The 14,196-nt window shown below is 64.7% G+C and carries 13 protein-coding genes; 8 read left to right on the top strand and 5 right to left on the bottom strand.

Annotated elements, in window-relative coordinates; translation table 11 throughout:
* Window positions 1-26 precede the first annotated feature (26 nt).
* The 3 genes from RX329_RS34030 (at window position 27) to RX329_RS34020 (ending at window position 2,648) form a co-directional block, all read left to right on the top strand.
* On the top strand, window positions 27-1,658 hold the full coding sequence (locus RX329_RS34030; RefSeq protein ID WP_317244921.1) for an isocitrate lyase: 1,632 nt from the start codon (window positions 27-29) through the stop codon (window positions 1,656-1,658).
* Window positions 1,659-1,687: 29 nt separating this feature from the next.
* Window positions 1,688-1,894, top strand: a complete 207-nt coding sequence (locus RX329_RS34025; RefSeq protein ID WP_007595122.1) for a hypothetical protein — start codon at window positions 1,688-1,690, stop codon at window positions 1,892-1,894.
* Between the two features lie 199 nt (window positions 1,895-2,093).
* Window positions 2,094-2,648, top strand: coding sequence for a hypothetical protein (locus RX329_RS34020; RefSeq protein WP_204513822.1), 555 nt, complete (start codon window positions 2,094-2,096; stop codon window positions 2,646-2,648).
* A 39-nt stretch (window positions 2,649-2,687) separates the two neighbouring features.
* Here the strand turns inward: RX329_RS34020 and RX329_RS34015 are convergent, their stop codons facing one another.
* Complete coding sequence (locus RX329_RS34015; protein WP_317244920.1) at window positions 2,688-3,569, bottom strand: metallophosphoesterase; 882 nt, start codon at window positions 3,567-3,569, stop codon at window positions 2,688-2,690.
* Between the two features lie 80 nt (window positions 3,570-3,649).
* Here RX329_RS34015 and RX329_RS34010 point away from each other — a divergent pair, with 80 nt between their 5' ends.
* From RX329_RS34010 to RX329_RS33990, 5 genes are all read left to right on the top strand, one after another.
* A complete protein-coding gene (locus RX329_RS34010; protein ID WP_018454965.1) occupies window positions 3,650-4,141 on the top strand; it encodes an NUDIX domain-containing protein in 492 nt (163 codons plus the stop codon).
* 62 nt (window positions 4,142-4,203) lie between these two features.
* A complete protein-coding gene (locus tag RX329_RS34005) occupies window positions 4,204-5,151 on the top strand; it encodes a glycosyltransferase family 2 protein (RefSeq protein ID WP_317244919.1) in 948 nt (315 codons plus the stop codon).
* Between the two features lie 66 nt (window positions 5,152-5,217).
* Entirely contained in the window at window positions 5,218-5,733 is a 516-nt protein-coding gene (locus RX329_RS34000) for an N-acetyltransferase (RefSeq protein WP_317244918.1), read from the top strand.
* 37 nt (window positions 5,734-5,770) lie between these two features.
* On the top strand, window positions 5,771-6,472 hold the full coding sequence (locus RX329_RS33995) for a methyltransferase domain-containing protein (protein WP_317244917.1): 702 nt from the start codon (window positions 5,771-5,773) through the stop codon (window positions 6,470-6,472).
* A 30-nt stretch (window positions 6,473-6,502) separates the two neighbouring features.
* Window positions 6,503-7,660 carry a hypothetical protein gene (locus RX329_RS33990; protein ID WP_317244916.1) on the top strand — a complete coding sequence of 386 codons (1,158 nt, stop codon included), beginning with the start codon at window positions 6,503-6,505 and terminating at the stop codon, window positions 7,658-7,660.
* Between the two features lie 22 nt (window positions 7,661-7,682).
* Here RX329_RS33990 and RX329_RS33985 read toward each other — a convergent pair whose 3' ends face one another.
* The 4 genes from RX329_RS33985 to RX329_RS33970 all read right to left on the bottom strand — a co-directional run bounded on the left by RX329_RS33985 (window position 7,683) and on the right by RX329_RS33970 (window position 14,189).
* Window positions 7,683-10,043, bottom strand: a complete 2,361-nt coding sequence (locus RX329_RS33985; protein ID WP_317244915.1) for a TonB-dependent receptor — start codon at window positions 10,041-10,043, stop codon at window positions 7,683-7,685.
* 147 nt (window positions 10,044-10,190) lie between these two features.
* Window positions 10,191-10,595, bottom strand: coding sequence for a DUF2946 family protein (locus tag RX329_RS33980; protein WP_018454959.1), 405 nt, complete (start codon window positions 10,593-10,595; stop codon window positions 10,191-10,193).
* Between the two features lie 221 nt (window positions 10,596-10,816).
* Window positions 10,817-11,863: an alpha/beta hydrolase gene (locus tag RX329_RS33975; RefSeq protein WP_317244914.1), complete on the bottom strand. Its 1,047-nt coding sequence runs from the start codon at window positions 11,861-11,863 to the stop codon at window positions 10,817-10,819.
* Between the two features lie 262 nt (window positions 11,864-12,125).
* Complete coding sequence (locus RX329_RS33970; protein ID WP_317244913.1) at window positions 12,126-14,189, bottom strand: hypothetical protein; 2,064 nt, start codon at window positions 14,187-14,189, stop codon at window positions 12,126-12,128.
* Between the last annotated feature and the right edge of the window lie 7 nt (window positions 14,190-14,196).

Here is a 14,196-nt window from a genome sequence, read left to right as displayed (position 1 = left end):
GCCATCGTCGTGAAAGGATCAGGCGCATGAATTACCAGCCCCGCGGCATCAGCACCTTCCAGGCCCCTGCCTCGTATCAGAGTGAGGTCGAGGCGGCCCGGTCGCTCCTGGAGACCCAGCCGACCTGGAACGGGGTGTCGGCCGAGGCCGTCGCCCGCATGCGCCTGCAGAATCGCTTCAAGACCGGCCTCGACGTCGCTCGCTACACCGCGGCGCTGATGCGGGCCGACATGGCCGCCTACGACAGCGACCCCACCAAGTACACGCAGTCGTTGGGCTGCTGGCACGGCTTCATCGCCCAGCAGAAGCTGATCTCGGTCAAGAAGCACTTTGGCAAGACCGATCGCACCTATCTGTACCTGTCCGGCTGGATGATCGCGGCGCTGCGCTCCGAGTTCGGCCCGCTGCCGGACCAGTCGATGCACGAGAAGACCTCGGTGCCGGCGCTGATCGAAGAGCTCTACACCTTCCTGCGTCAGGCCGATTCGCGCGAGCTGAACGATATCTTCCGCAACCTCGATAAGGCCCGCAAGGAAGGCGACAAGACCAGAGAGAAGGAGCTGATCGAGAAGATCGATAACTTCCAGACCCATGTCGTGCCCGTCATCGCCGACATCGACGCCGGCTTCGGCAATGCGGAGGCCACCTATCTGCTCGCCAAGAAGATGATCGAGGCGGGTGCCTGCGCGCTCCAGATCGAGAACCAGGTCTCGGACGAAAAGCAGTGCGGCCACCAGGACGGCAAGGTCACCGTGCCGCACGAGGTGTTCCTGGCCAAGATCCGGGCCTGCCGCCACGCCTTCCTCGAACTCGGCGTCGAAGACGGCATCGTCGTGACCCGCACCGACTCGCTCGGTGCCGGCCTGACCCAGCAGATCGCGGTCAGCCACAAGCCCGGCGACCTCGGCGACCAGTACAACAGCTTCCTGGATTGCGAGGAAGTGACCGCGGAGAACGCCCGCAACGGCGACGTCATCATCAACCGTAACGGCAAGATGATGCGTCCGAAGCGCCTGCCCTCCAATCTCTATCAGTTCCGCCCGGGCACCGGCGAAGACCGCTGCGTGCTGGATTGCATCACCTCGCTGCAGAACGGCGCCGACCTGCTCTGGATCGAAACCGAGAAGCCGCATATCGAGCAGATCGCCAAGATGGTCGACCGGATCCGCAAGGTGGTTCCGAACGCGAAGCTGGCCTACAACAACTCGCCCTCGTTCAACTGGACCCTCAACTTCCGTTGGCAGGTCTACGACGCCATGAAGGAAGCCGGGAAGGACGTCAGCAAGTACAATCGTGCCGAGCTGATGAAGCCGGAATACGACGATACGCCGCTGGGGAAGGAAGCCGACGAGCGCATCCGTACCTTCCAGGCGGATTCGGCCAAGCGTGCCGGCATCTTCCACCACCTGATCACGTTGCCGACCTATCACACGGCGGCGCTATCGACGGACAATCTGGCGAAGGAATATTTCGGCGACCAGGGCATGCTCGGCTATGTCAAGAACGTCCAGCGCGCCGAGATCCGTCAGGGTATCGCCTGCGCCAAGCATCAGAACATGGCCGGCTCCGACATCGGCGACGACCACAAGGAATACTTCGCCGGCGAGGCTGCCCTGAAGGCGGGCGGTGCCCACAACACGATGAACCAGTTCGGCTAACGCATCACGCTAATCGACAGGAGACTGAAATGACCAACAGCAATTTCTGGGTGATCGGCGGCGAGTTCGGTTCGATGAACTTCCACAAGCTCGTGGAAGGTTCGGCCCAGGTGCAGGGTCCGTTCAAGACCCGCAAGGAGGCCGAGGACGCCTGGCGCTCGGTCTCGGAAGAGAACCGCCACAAGGCGGGCGTCCGCTTCTCGATCGTGGAAGAGCCGTCGCGGGTCTCGGCGTGACAATCTGAACTTGCATGCCAATCTGAATAAGAAGACGTCCAAGGACGGAGGGTCCCATCCGGCGCAAGCCGGGTGGGACCGTCTGTTTTTGGCACAGGTGAAAGATTTGTGGGCGTCGTAAGTCACTGGAATTGTAGGCCCTTTGCGGACACTTTGGTTGCTGATAGGTTAATCCGGCCAAGTGAGGACGAGGCCGCCAATGTCAGAGCCCGAGACCAGCGGGATCCATCCCGGCCAGCCGCGCCCGGTGCGGCTGCGCGATGCGCTGTTGCGCGCGCGGATCGAGGCCGCCGACCGGACCGGCGTCGTCGTCGATTTGCGCGATGCCGAGGTGGCGCGGCTCGAGATCCTCAACGATTCGCTCGATCCCCTGTTCGCGCAGGTGCCCGATCAGATCGACCTGTTCGACCGTGGCATCAGCCAGGGCGACACGCCCAGGCTCTGGATCGACGTCGTCGCGCATATCTTGATGGGGCGTGACAAGCGAATGTACCGCTTCGTGCAGGACACCCGCTTCGGCCGCATCGTGCTCGCCGAATCGCACGACACCGCTGTCATCGTCGAGGCCGTGACTGATTATGTCGCCCGCCGCATGATCGAACGCGAGCATGCGATGGTGGTCCCGCCCGAGCCGAAGCCCGAGCTAGCGCCGCCGCGGCGCCGCTCGCGCGTCTGGCCGTTCGTGTTCGGATTTGTGCTCGGCGCCGCCGCGCTGTTCGGTGTTGCCGTGCTCGCGGCCCTGCGGAGCTGGTGAGACGTTCGCCGTCGTCATTGCGAGCAATGACGGGCGGCCTCAAATCAATCTCACATGCTTGATCTGTCCGATCTGAAGTCCAGCCCCCAGGCTCCGCACCGTCTGCTCGCAACGCCAGCCGGCGTTGTCCTTCTCGATCGTGAACAGATTGTAGGCCGCAGCCGGGGTGCGGCCGTGCGCGAGCGCGGAGGCCGACGGCACGCCGAGGGCCGGAATATTGCCGTTGGGTCCCTCGAACCACATCGTCGAATGAATGTGGTCGTGTCCATGCAGGATCAACTCGACGCCGTGGCGTTTCAAAAGCGTCAGCAGCCCGGCGGAGTCAGTCATGCGCTTGTGGCGCGCGCCGGACTTCAGGGGATGATGCACCAGCAGCACGCGAAAGACGTCCTCGGTTGCGAGCCGCTCGAGCACCTCTTCGAGCGCCGCGAGCTGTTCGCGTCCGAGCGCGCCTGTCGCCATCAACGGCAAGGTGGGCACCGCCGTGGACAGGCTGATCAGTGCGAGCGGCCCGCGCCGGCGCAGGCTCGGAAAGCCGATACGGCCATCGTCGCCCGCAAGATAGGGCGCGAAGGTTTCGCCGAAGCGATGAAAGGTAGCGCGGACATAAGCGTCGTGATTGCCGGGAATCGTGGTGACGCGGTCGGGCGGACCGACGCCGTCGAGCCAGGCGCGCGCCGGCGCGAACTCCGCCTCCAGCGCCAGATTGACGAGATCGCCTGTGACCGCGATGTGGTCGGGACCTTGCGCCTTCACGTCGGCGACAAGGGCGTCGAGCACCTCGCGGCGCTGGTATTTGTGACGGTTGCGCGTCCAGTTGACATAGCCGAACGCGCGCTTGCCGGCGAGCTCGATCAGCCGGGGCTTCGGCAGCGGCGGCAGATGCGGGTCGGACAGATGGGCGAGCGTGAAGGGAGCCATGGGGGGCGATTGCCTCGCTATTCGTCCGCTGTAATGGCAAGGTCGCAGGCTAGGTGCAAGCGGGGCATCAAGGGAGCCCGATGGGGGAACGTCTGAACAGCGTCCGACGGAAATTCGAGCCGCTGCTGCGGCGAATCTTCCACGCCTATTTCCTGCTGGTCCGCGGGATGACGCTCGGCGTCCGCGCCGTGGTGGTGGATGCCGACACCAGGGTGTTCCTGGTCAGGCACAGCTACGTCACGGGCTGGTATCTGCCCGGCGGCGGCGTCGATCTCGGCGAGACCATGGAGCACGCGATGCGCCGCGAGCTCAAGGAGGAGGGGGATATCGATCTCACCGGCGACGCCGTGCTGCACGGCATCTTCCTCAACAGCCACGTCTCCCGCCGCGACCATGTCGCGGTCTACGTCGTCAGGCAGTTCAAGCAGGATCGCCTGCCCGCGCCCAACCGCGAGATCGCGGAGTGCGGATTCTTCGCGGTCACTGCGCTGCCCGAAGGGACCACGCCGGGCACGCGGCTGCGGATCGCCGAAGTGCTGGACGGCAGGCCGCGGATTGCGACGTGGCGATGATGGCTGCCCGTGCTAGTAGATCGCCGCGCCAGCGGTGTCGGCGCATGGACGAGGGATGAAGATTGTCTGAATCGACGAGGTCATGGCCATTTCGGGTCGCCGTGCTGGTGCCCTGCTACAATGAGGAAGCCGCCGTCGCGACGGTCATCGCCGATTTCCGCAAGGCCCTGCCTGCGGCTGAGGTCTACGTTTACGACAACAATTCGACCGACCGCACCGCGGCAATCGCGCGCGAGGCGGGAGCGATCGTGCGCAGCGAACGGCGCCAGGGCAAAGGCCACGTCGTTCGCCGCATGTTCGCAGACATCGAAGCCGACATCTACGTGCTCGTCGATGGCGATGCGACCTACGACGCGCCGAGCGCGTCGCGCATGATCGACCAGCTCCTCGACGAGCATCTGGATATGGTTGTCGGCTTGCGTGTCGATCAATCGCAAGCGGCCTACCGGCGCGGTCATCGCATCGGCAATCGGCTGTTCACCGGTTTCCTGGCATCGACCTTCGGCCACACCTTCAAGGACATCTTGTCCGGTTACCGCGTGTTCTCGCGCCGCTTCGTCAAATCCTTTCCCGTCCTGTCCGGCGGTTTCGAGATCGAGACCGAGTTCGCGGTCTATGCGCTGGAATTGTCGCTGCCGGTCGCCGAGGTCGAGACGCCCTATTATGCGCGCCCGGAAGGCTCCTTCTCCAAGCTCAATACCTGGCAGGATGGGTTGCGCATCTTCAACACGATGCTGAAGCTCAACCGGTTGGAGCGGCCGCTGCGCTTCTTTTCGGCGATCGGCATCCTCTTCGCGCTGCTGTCGATCGCTTTCGGATTGCCCGTGGTGATCACCTTCCTCGAAACCGGCCTGGTACCGCGCCTGCCGACCGCCGTCCTCTCCATGGGCCTGATGATCATGGCGCTGCTTTCGGCTTCGTCGGGGCTCGTGCTCGACACCGTGACGCGTGGGCGGCGGGAAATGAAGATGCTCGCCTACCTGTCCCAACCACCGCTCGGGAGGAGCTGAAATGCCTCGGGGGCCGGGCGCAATCGTATAGACCGCTGCCCTCCAAGGTGATATCCCGCCGACGCGATGAACGATCTTTCCCTCACCATCCGGTCAGAAGCCGTCGGCGATGCTCAGGCGATCGAGCGGCTGCACGAACGCACCTTCGGACCGGGCCGCTTCGTGCTCAGCGCGTACCGCATCCGCGAGCACGTGGACCATGTGCTCGATCTATCCTTCACCGCCCGCGTCGGTACGTTGCTGGTCGGATCCGTCCGGCAATTGCCGATTTGCGTGGGCGACACGCCGGCGTTGCTGCTCGGTCCTCTGACGGTCGAGCCTCCGTTCCGCAGCCGCGGCGTCGGCCGGCTGCTGCTCGAGCGCGCGCTGACCGATGCCAAGGCGCAGGGCCATCGGCTGGTGCTGCTGGTCGGCGACGAACCCTATTACAGCCGCGTCGGCTTCAAGCAAGTCCCCAAGGGACGCGTCACCATGCCGGGCCCGGTCGATTACAGCCGGCTCCTCGTCATCGAGCTGGTCGAGCGCGCGTTCGAAGGCGTATCGGGGCCGGTCGGTCCCGACTGGAGCAAGTCGCGAACCTGACGCGCCCTCGCTTCGAAGCTCACATGAAGGTAGGGCAGTGCCGGTCGATCAGCAATATTACCGGGAAGTGGCATCCGGGAGCACGGCGGAAAAGCTGCTGATCGCGGCGCGCGACCGCATATACCAGGATTTCATCGCCCAGATGCAGCCGCGCGCGGCGGACGAGATCCTGGATGTCGGCGTGTCCGACGTGATCAACGACGGCGCCAACGTGCTGGAGCGAAGCTACCCGCATCAGCACAAGATCACAGCTTGCGGGCTCGGCGAAGGTATCGGGTTCAAGGCGGCTTTTCCGCTTTGCCGTTACGTGCAGATCGAACCGAATACACGGCTGCCGTTTGACGACAATGCGTTCGACGTCGCGACGTCCAATGCCGTGCTCGAGCATGCCGGCAGCCATGAAAACCAGGTGCTCCTGGTCGAGGAGCTTGGCCGCGTCGCGCGGCGGGTCTTCATCACGGTGCCCAACAGGTTCTTTCCGGTCGAGCACCACACGGCCATCCCGCTGGCGCACTATCTGGACGGCACCTTCAGGATCGCCTGCATGATCGCCGGCAAGTCGGAATGGACCGACGAGCAGAATCTGATCCTGATGACGCGAAAACGGCTGCTGGGGCTCGCCGCGCTGGTTGCCGAGTCTGCGAGTGCCAAGTCGTCCAACCCCATGTCCGCGGCTGTGGGCTACACCGGTTTGTCGCTCGGCCCGCTATCGTCCAATCTCTATCTTGCATTCCGCTGAAGCAGCGCCTCCCGCCCCAGCATGATCCCGATGAAGAAGATCCACACCAGCAAAGCCTTCTTCGTCGTGTTGTTTCTCGCGGTGCTGGTCGGCCATTTCTGGACCATGATGCGATGGAACGAGGCGCGCGGCGTCTATGACGACATCTGCTACCTGCGGCAGGCGCATCTGTTCCAGAGATTCGGGCTGGTGGAGGGATTCGACACCAGCCTCACCCGCGACGACGATGGCTATCAGAAAGCAAAGCTGAAGGAGATCGGCTACCCCGACTGGAACGATACGACCGCGGCGCCATGTCACAATCTGATGCCGGCCACGGGGAAGGTCGTCATTCAATACCCGCCGGGCGTCGGCCTCGTGTTGGCGTTGTTTCCGCCAGGGCACCAGGTCGCGCCCATGTACATGCTGGCGACCATTGTCGTCCTGGGCTTTGCGCTGTTTGCGCTTTCTCTCGCGCGCAGCATGAGGTTGGTCCTGATGGCCGGGACGTTCGGCTGTCTTGCGATCTACCTGATGGTCAATCCGGTCAAGGCGAGCTATTCGATGGCCCCGACGGTCGTCGTGTGCGCGCTCGCAGGATGTCTCACGGCGCGATGGCTGGCGGGCCCGCGATCTCAACCGAATATCTGGCTGCTGGCGCCAATCGGTTTCCTGCTCGGATTGACCGTCGACTTTCGATTGGCCAACCTTTTCCTGGCGTCGGGCTATGGTCTCTTTCTCCTCGTCGCGTTTCTTGCGAAGCGGACGATGTCCCGGTTCTTGCAGGGGCTTGTGTTCGGCGTCGCGTTGCTGGCCGGCGTGATCCCGACCATCGTCTCTTACGCCGTCAACGCCGGCAGTCCGTTCGCATCGACCTACGGCAACAATCCCGATGTCAGGCCACTGGATTTTTCGTTCGCGGTGGTCCGGGACTATCTGGCCGATCCGCTCCAGACCTTGCTGATCGTCATCGGAATCGCAGGCTCGATCTGGCTGTTGCGGCAGGCGAACGGCATTCGCCGCGTCGCGCTGCTCACGATCGCCAATCTGGCGCTCAACCTCGCCTTCTTCTTCACCTATCCGATCGCGACACCGTACTACACGATCCCTATTTCTCTCCTGGTATTATGGACCCTGCTGTTTGCCGTGCTGTTTCAGGAGGCATCAGAGGGGGCCCCCGAAGCGGCCGCCTCAGCCACAGCACGATGAAGTCCGGCTAGCAATCGCGCTTTCAGAACTTGAAGTTCGCGAACGCCCGTACCCCGATGCCGGGCATCAACACCTCGTCCTTGGTGTAGGACACCGAGTTGCGGATGTTTTCGTTCAACAGATTGTTGCCGACGAGGCCGAGCAGCATCTCGCGCGCGCCGAATGCATTCGGGTTGAGCTTGGTCTTGTAGCTCACCTCGGCCTTCAAGAGATTGTAGCCCGGCGTCGGCGTCTCCGCGATCACCGCGACGTTGTTCTGAGCGAAGGCGTGCAACAGATTAACGCGCATCAGCCAGTTGTCGTCGCGCCAGAACACGCCGCCGCCCAGTCTCACCGGCGGAATGCGCGGCACGTTGGTGCCGTCGGTGAAGGTGGCACGGACCACGTCGAACTGGTTTTCGATGCCCCAGATGCCGCCCTGGAATGCACCGACGTCGAGTTGCGACTGGAATTCGCCGCCGCGGAAGTTCGCGTCCCGTTGCGAATAGACCGCCTGGTTCACCTCCGCGCCGGGCGTGCCGCACGAGGCAAAATCGTCGTCGCACATCACGCCGGTGAGACGGCGATAGATGAAGTTGTTGAAGTGCGTGTAATAGACCGTCGCCTCGAAGCGGAACGGCCCCGTCGCCTTGCGAAGGCCGACCTCCACGGATTTCGCGGTCTCGATGGTGAGGTTGGGGTTGCCGATGTCGAAGGTCGCGGTCGCATCATGTGCGCCGCGCGAGAACAGCTCGGCGGCCTTCGGCGCGCGCTCGACATATTGCGCGGTGATGCTCCCGACCATGCCGCCTGGCAGGTCCTGCAACAGGCCGATGCTGCCGCTCTTCGGCGTGAAGGACGGATTACGGCCGATGCCCGCCTGCGGCGTGCCGTCGGGCAGGAAGTCCGCGGGAAAATCCGGCGTCGTGCCGTGCAGCTCGACATGCTCGATGCGGCCGGCGATCTGCGCCCGCGTCGCTTCCGTGAACTTGAACTCGTTGAAAGCATAGCCCGCAACGCGCGTGCTGTTGTTCGGGTCCCACAGGCCGTTAAACAGCGTGCCCGGATTGTCCGGGCTCGGCGCGCTCAATTCCTGATGGCCGACCTGGAAGCCCAGCGCCGTCGTTACCTCGGCGAAGCGCGCGTTGAACGGCATCAGCTGCACCTCGGTGCGGATCTCCTGCTCCTTGTTGGTGAAGGTTTGCCGCACGCCGTCGGTGTTGGGATCGGCGGGATCGGCAAGCCCGATCTCGTTGTGTCGGTAGTCGGTCGCGCCGGCCCAGAAGCGAACGACATCGATGGCCGTAGCGTCGGGATGGTACTCCCCCTTGACGTTGATCTTGGTCTGATGGCCGTCGATCCGCGTGTTGTGGTCGGCGCCGTCGACGCCGGGGATGTGGTAGAGCGCGTCGTTCTGCGTGATCGCCGCACCGATATAGCCGCCCTGGAAGAAGTAGGAGCCGCCGATCGAGGCGCCGTCCGAGCGCGTCGCCGAGTTGGGCTGGCGTCCGTTGGCGACGGACCGGGTCTGGTCATTCAGGTACGGGTAGCTCGGGATGCTATAGTCGGTGGTGTTGCGGCCGTAGACGTCGGCATGGAAGGCAAAATTGCCGCCGCCGGTGTCGAGCAGCACGCCGCTTTCGACGCCGCGGTCGACCGAACTGAACGCGCTGCGCGTCTCGGCGCTGACGCAAGGCGAAGTCGCGGCCGCTGCGAGCGGCGCCTTGACCGGCAGGCCGAAGCTCTGGAACGGCTGGGCACCGCAGTTCGGCAGCGCATCCGGAATCCGGTTGTTGGTGGCGCTGACGACGCCGCCGATCGAGGTCGAGCCATAGCGCAGCGCAGCCGGCCCGCGTACCACCTCGACCTGGTTGGTCGCGAGCGGATCGATTGGAACGAAGTGATCCTCGCCGAGATCGGAGGCGCCGCCGGCATTGGTGCCGTTCTCGACGATGCCGACGCGGTTGACGTCAAGTCCCCGGATGATCGGCCGGCTGGAGGCGCCGGGCGCGAAGCTCGATCCGGTGATGCCGGGTTTCGAGAACAGAAGGTCGCCGAGCTGGCCGCCGCCCTCGCGGCGGATCTCTTCGTTCGGCACCACCGTGACCGTCGCGAACTGGTTGGTCACGATGGGCAGCACGCCCTGCTGAGGTGCGGCCGGCGTGGAGGTTGCCGGCGTGGCGTCCGCAGCGCGTTGGTGGCTGCGTGCCCGCGCGGTTCGGGTGGAACGACCGGGGTTGCGGGTCGGCACCACCGCCCTGCGCACGATGGGGCTCGGAGCCGTCACGGTGACGGCGGGGATCTCGGTCGATGACTTATCCTCGGCCAGCGCCGAGGTGGCGGCGCCGAGCAGGAGCAGGCTTGCTCCGCCAAGGCGCTGCGCGCGCCGCAATTTGAATGACATGGTCCTGATTCCAGTCAGGCGCCGTCCGCATGTTCGTCTGCTGATCGGAGGCGGCCTGCCGTCGCTGCGCGACGGAATTCGACTTCAGCTGCTCCCGGGAATGCGCCTGAAAGCGGCGAGCCCGGGCGTGATCAAGCGTTGTGGAAGTCAGGACGCGGGAGGGGCGCGGGGCTGGAATGCCGTACCGGCCGATTTCAGGTGGACGAATTCGGCGTCGGTGGTGCGGTAGAGCAGGTCGATCGCCTGCGGCAGCAGCAACACAGGCGGCGCCGCGAACAAGACGGTGCCCGCCATCGCGACCAATGCGCAGATCGCGCAATTGTCCTCGCCCGGTTGCTCCCTGTCGGGAGCCAATGGCGATTGCCTCTCGACCGCGGAACGGTCGATCGAAGCGGGAGCTTGGGCGCCGTCGGTCTGCTGCAGCGAGGACTGGGCGAGGGGAGCCGCCTGGGCGAACCAATGGCTGTGGCCGAACGTCAGCGCGAACTGCACCAGCATCGCGAAGATCGCGAGCCGGGCGCCGTGCCTGATATTCGACCGGAACCACTTCATCTGGAAACGCCACCCCACATCGCGAGGTATCATCCCCTGATCCCGCGATGTTATAATGTAACATCGCGCAATCCGTCAGCGGATGTCAACCGCTGTCGAGCCGACCCGAGCGGGCCGGCTCCTTGCCGTGTCGTGCAGGCAACTGAAAGCCTAGGCTGAGGACCTGTCAAACGGCTTACGCGGACGGCGATTGGACTCAGTGTCAGCGCGAGCAGGTGGCATCAGAGCTTTTTGCTCCGGAGCCAGGTGCGGATGGCCTCGATGTGTTCTGCCTTGCGCTCCAGCGGCAGCCAATGCCCTGCGGGCATGCTCGTTACGGTCAGGTCCGGGCAGGTGGCGCGCATCGGGTCACCTTGGCGATTTCCGGTGATGCTGCAGATCTGATCAAAGTCGCCGTTAACGAACAGCACCGGCTGCGACAGGCGGCCGCCATTGAGTGCCTTGCGCGCATAGGCGATGTTGGCGTCGTCGTTCATGTACCACGCGCAGGATGGGCGGAAGCCATGAGCCTTGAACGTCTGCACCAGCACGTCGAAGTCCGCCGGCGGCCAGAGAGCCGGATCGGGCTCAGTCGGCGGAGCGCGGTGCGCGGCGCCAAAGCGCCCTCCATTGCGCGTGACCATCGCATTCGGCGAAACCTTGCCGATGCCGGCGGGGTCGCCTGGCCGAAAGATCGACGCCAGCGATGCTGCCAAGTCTGCATCGAGGTCGGCGACTGCCGCCACGAAGTGCGTGTTGTAGTAACGGTAGTAATCCCATTGGCCATCCGGATATTGGTCGACCGGATAAATCGTCCGGTCGACCAGCGGGACGACTGTGCGCAGGGCGTGCCCGTCGGGTTGATACGCCAGCGAGGTCAGCACGACTCCGCGGCTGCGCTTTGGCTGATGCGCGACCAACTCACCGACCACAACACAGCCCCAGTCGTGGCCAACCCAGATCGCAGGCTTGCCGCCCAAGTCATCATGGAGTTCGGCCATGTCCGTCACGATTTCCTCGATGGTATAGGCGTCGTTGGCTGCGGGCGTGGAAGAGCCGCCGTAGCCGCGCAGATCGGGAGCGACGCAGTGCCAACCGTCGGCGGCAAACGCTTCCATCTGCGCGCGCCACATCAAACTGATGCTCGGCCAGCCATGGACGAAGATCATCAACGGTCCGTCGGCCGGCCCGCACTCGATGTAGCGCGTTGTCTGACGAGGCGAGCTGAACGTGCGCTGGTCGAGCGATAGTTCGGCTTCAGAACTGATCGGTTGAAGTCGGTCTGTCATGGTCGAGTAACTCCGCTTCTCACTGAGCGCTCGCGCGGTTTGGGTGCTGCGAAGGCTCCGTCGAGAACTGCTCTTGTCCGCGGGGAGCGATGCCTGGACAGGGACGCGCCTGCCCAGCGCCGAGGAAGAACCGGCCCCAGATTTCACAACGCGCTACATTCGACCGAGTTCGGGGGCGAAGGTGCTATGGAGCTTCCGGCGAAGAAGGGAGGATGGGGATTTTATCTGACTAAGGGGAAGCGAACGGAGGCGAGTAAGCCGCCTACCGCCCTTCGCGCAGCCAGGTCGCGGCGAATGCTCCGAGCAGCAGCAGCAACCCGATCACGCCAGCGAAGATCGGCAGCACGCCGACGCCCTTCACCACGCTGGCGTCGCGCATCCGCACGCCCATCCAGCCGTCGCCATGGAAGACGCTCGCCGAGCGGACCGGCAGGATGCGCGGCAGCTCGACGCTGGCGCCGTCGACCACGCGCACGGCGTCACCGCCGGTCGCCTGGGTCAGCGGCTTCAACGTCTCGGTGGTGGAGGTGACTTCCGAAAACTCCTTCGGATTGGTCGGGCCGACATTGATCAGCGCCTTCAGCGTGCCGTCGGTGGCCTGCCACAGGCCGAGCTCGCTCGCCGGCAGGCTGGCGCGCCATTCGCCGGGATCGCCCGCTGCAAGCGTCAGGTCGCGCGACACGCCCGACGGCGAGGTCACACTCACCGGCTGAACGCTGTCCGCCATGGTCTGGCGCACCACCACGAGATTCTTGCCCTGCACCTGCAGGCGCAACGCTTCCTCGTCCAGATCAGGTTGCTTCATCAGCCAGTGCGACATCCGCCGCAACAGATCGAGATGCGGGCCGCCACCTTCATAGCCGCGCGCCCACAGCCAGATGTGGTCGGAGAGCAGAAGTGCGACGCGGCCCTCGCCGAAACGCGACAGGAACAGCAGCGGCTTGCCGTCGACGCCCGTCATGACCGGCGGGTTGACCGCATTGCGGGTATCGACGGTGCGGAAGAACCGGCTCCAGCGCGGCGGCTCGGAGGCGGAGCCCTCGAGGCCACGCGTGACGGGATGGCGTTTGCCGACGTCGGACAGATGGGCGTAGAACGGTTTTTCCGTCACCCCGACCGGTTCGGCCGGCAGCACCGAATCCAGCGGCGTGCGCCAGATGCTGGTGTTGGACGCGTAGTCGGGGCCGGCCGAGACCAGCACCGCGCCGCCGGAACGCACGTAGCGTGCGATGTTGTCGAAATAGGCGATCGGCAGCACGCCTTGGCGGGCATAGCGGTCAAAGATGATCAGCTGGAATTCGTTGATCTTCTGCTGGAACAGCTCGCGGGTCGGAAACGCGATCAGCGACAATTCATTGATCGGTGTGCCGTCCTGCTTCTCCGGCGGCCGCAGAATGGTGAAGTGGACGAGATCGACGCTGGCATCGGATTTGAGCAGATTGCGCCAGGTGCGCTCGCCGGAATGCGGCTCGCCCGAGACCAGCAGCACGCGCAGCTTGTCGCGCACACCGTCGATGGCGACGACGGCGCGGTTGTTCACCGGCGTCAATTCCCGCTCGAGCGGCGAGGCCTCGATCTCGACGATATTCGGCCCGGAATGCTTGATGTCGACGTCGACGCTTGCGCTCTGGCCGCTCGAAAGCGTGCGCTCGTTGATGACCTCGCCGTCTCTGCGGACCGTAACCTTGGCGCGCTCGCCGCTGACGCCCTGGTCGTCGAGGCGGTAGGTGATGGTCTGGGGCTGCCCGACGATACCGAAGCGCGGCGCGGCGATGACCGCAATACGGCGGTCGCGCTCGTCCTTCTGCCCCGTGATCAGCGCATGCACCGGCGCCTGGAAGCCGAGCCCGGCGGCGTTGGCCGGAATGTCGTGGACGCGGCCGTCGGTGATCAGGAACGCACCGGCGACGCGGTCGACCGGCACGTCCGACAAGGCCGAGGCCAACGCCCCGAACAGCTTGGTGCCGTCGGTCTCGCCGTCAGCCTGTCCGGCATCGACGACGCGGACCTCGAGCCCCTTGATCTTCTTCAGGCTGTCGACCAGCGCTTCCTGCGCCGTTGCGGCCTCGCGATTGCGATTGCCGAAATTTTGGCTCGGGCTCTTGTCGACGACGATGGCGGCGACCGAGGTGAGGGGATCGCGGTCCTCGCGGGTAAAGGAGGGATTGGCGAGCGCCAGCAGGAACAGCGCCAGCGCGGCCACGCGCACGGCAGCGCCGCGCGCCCGCGCCAGCAGCAGCACGAGCGCGATGACGGCGATCGCGGCCAGCGCGAGCCACAGGACGATCGTGGGAACAAGCGGCGTGAATGCGATGCCGTAATTCATATCGTAC

The sequence above is a fragment of the Bradyrhizobium sp. BWC-3-1 genome (assembly GCF_032917965.1).
Lineage (GTDB): Bacteria > Pseudomonadota > Alphaproteobacteria > Rhizobiales > Xanthobacteraceae > Bradyrhizobium > Bradyrhizobium canariense_D.
Note: the sequence above shows the minus strand (reverse complement) of the source record. Positions and strands in the feature narration are given on the sequence as shown.

Coding starts and splice junctions, on each gene's coding strand:
- RX329_RS34030 (WP_317244921.1), top strand. CDS start 27: ATGAATTACCAGCCCCGCGGCATCAGCACCTTCCAGGCCCCTGCCTCG.
- RX329_RS34020 (WP_204513822.1), top strand. CDS start 2,094: ATGTCAGAGCCCGAGACCAGCGGGATCCATCCCGGCCAGCCGCGCCCG.
- RX329_RS34015 (WP_317244920.1), bottom strand. CDS start 3,569: ATGGCTCCCTTCACGCTCGCCCATCTGTCCGACCCGCATCTGCCGCCG.
- RX329_RS34010 (WP_018454965.1), top strand. CDS start 3,650: ATGGGGGAACGTCTGAACAGCGTCCGACGGAAATTCGAGCCGCTGCTG.
- RX329_RS34025 (WP_007595122.1), top strand. CDS start 1,688: ATGACCAACAGCAATTTCTGGGTGATCGGCGGCGAGTTCGGTTCGATG.
- RX329_RS33985 (WP_317244915.1), bottom strand. CDS start 10,043: ATGTCATTCAAATTGCGGCGCGCGCAGCGCCTTGGCGGAGCAAGCCTG.
- RX329_RS33990 (WP_317244916.1), top strand. CDS start 6,503: ATGAAGAAGATCCACACCAGCAAAGCCTTCTTCGTCGTGTTGTTTCTC.
- RX329_RS33970 (WP_317244913.1), bottom strand. CDS start 14,189: ATGAATTACGGCATCGCATTCACGCCGCTTGTTCCCACGATCGTCCTG.
- RX329_RS33980 (WP_018454959.1), bottom strand. CDS start 10,595: ATGAAGTGGTTCCGGTCGAATATCAGGCACGGCGCCCGGCTCGCGATC.
- RX329_RS33975 (WP_317244914.1), bottom strand. CDS start 11,863: ATGACAGACCGACTTCAACCGATCAGTTCTGAAGCCGAACTATCGCTC.
- RX329_RS34000 (WP_317244918.1), top strand. CDS start 5,218: ATGAACGATCTTTCCCTCACCATCCGGTCAGAAGCCGTCGGCGATGCT.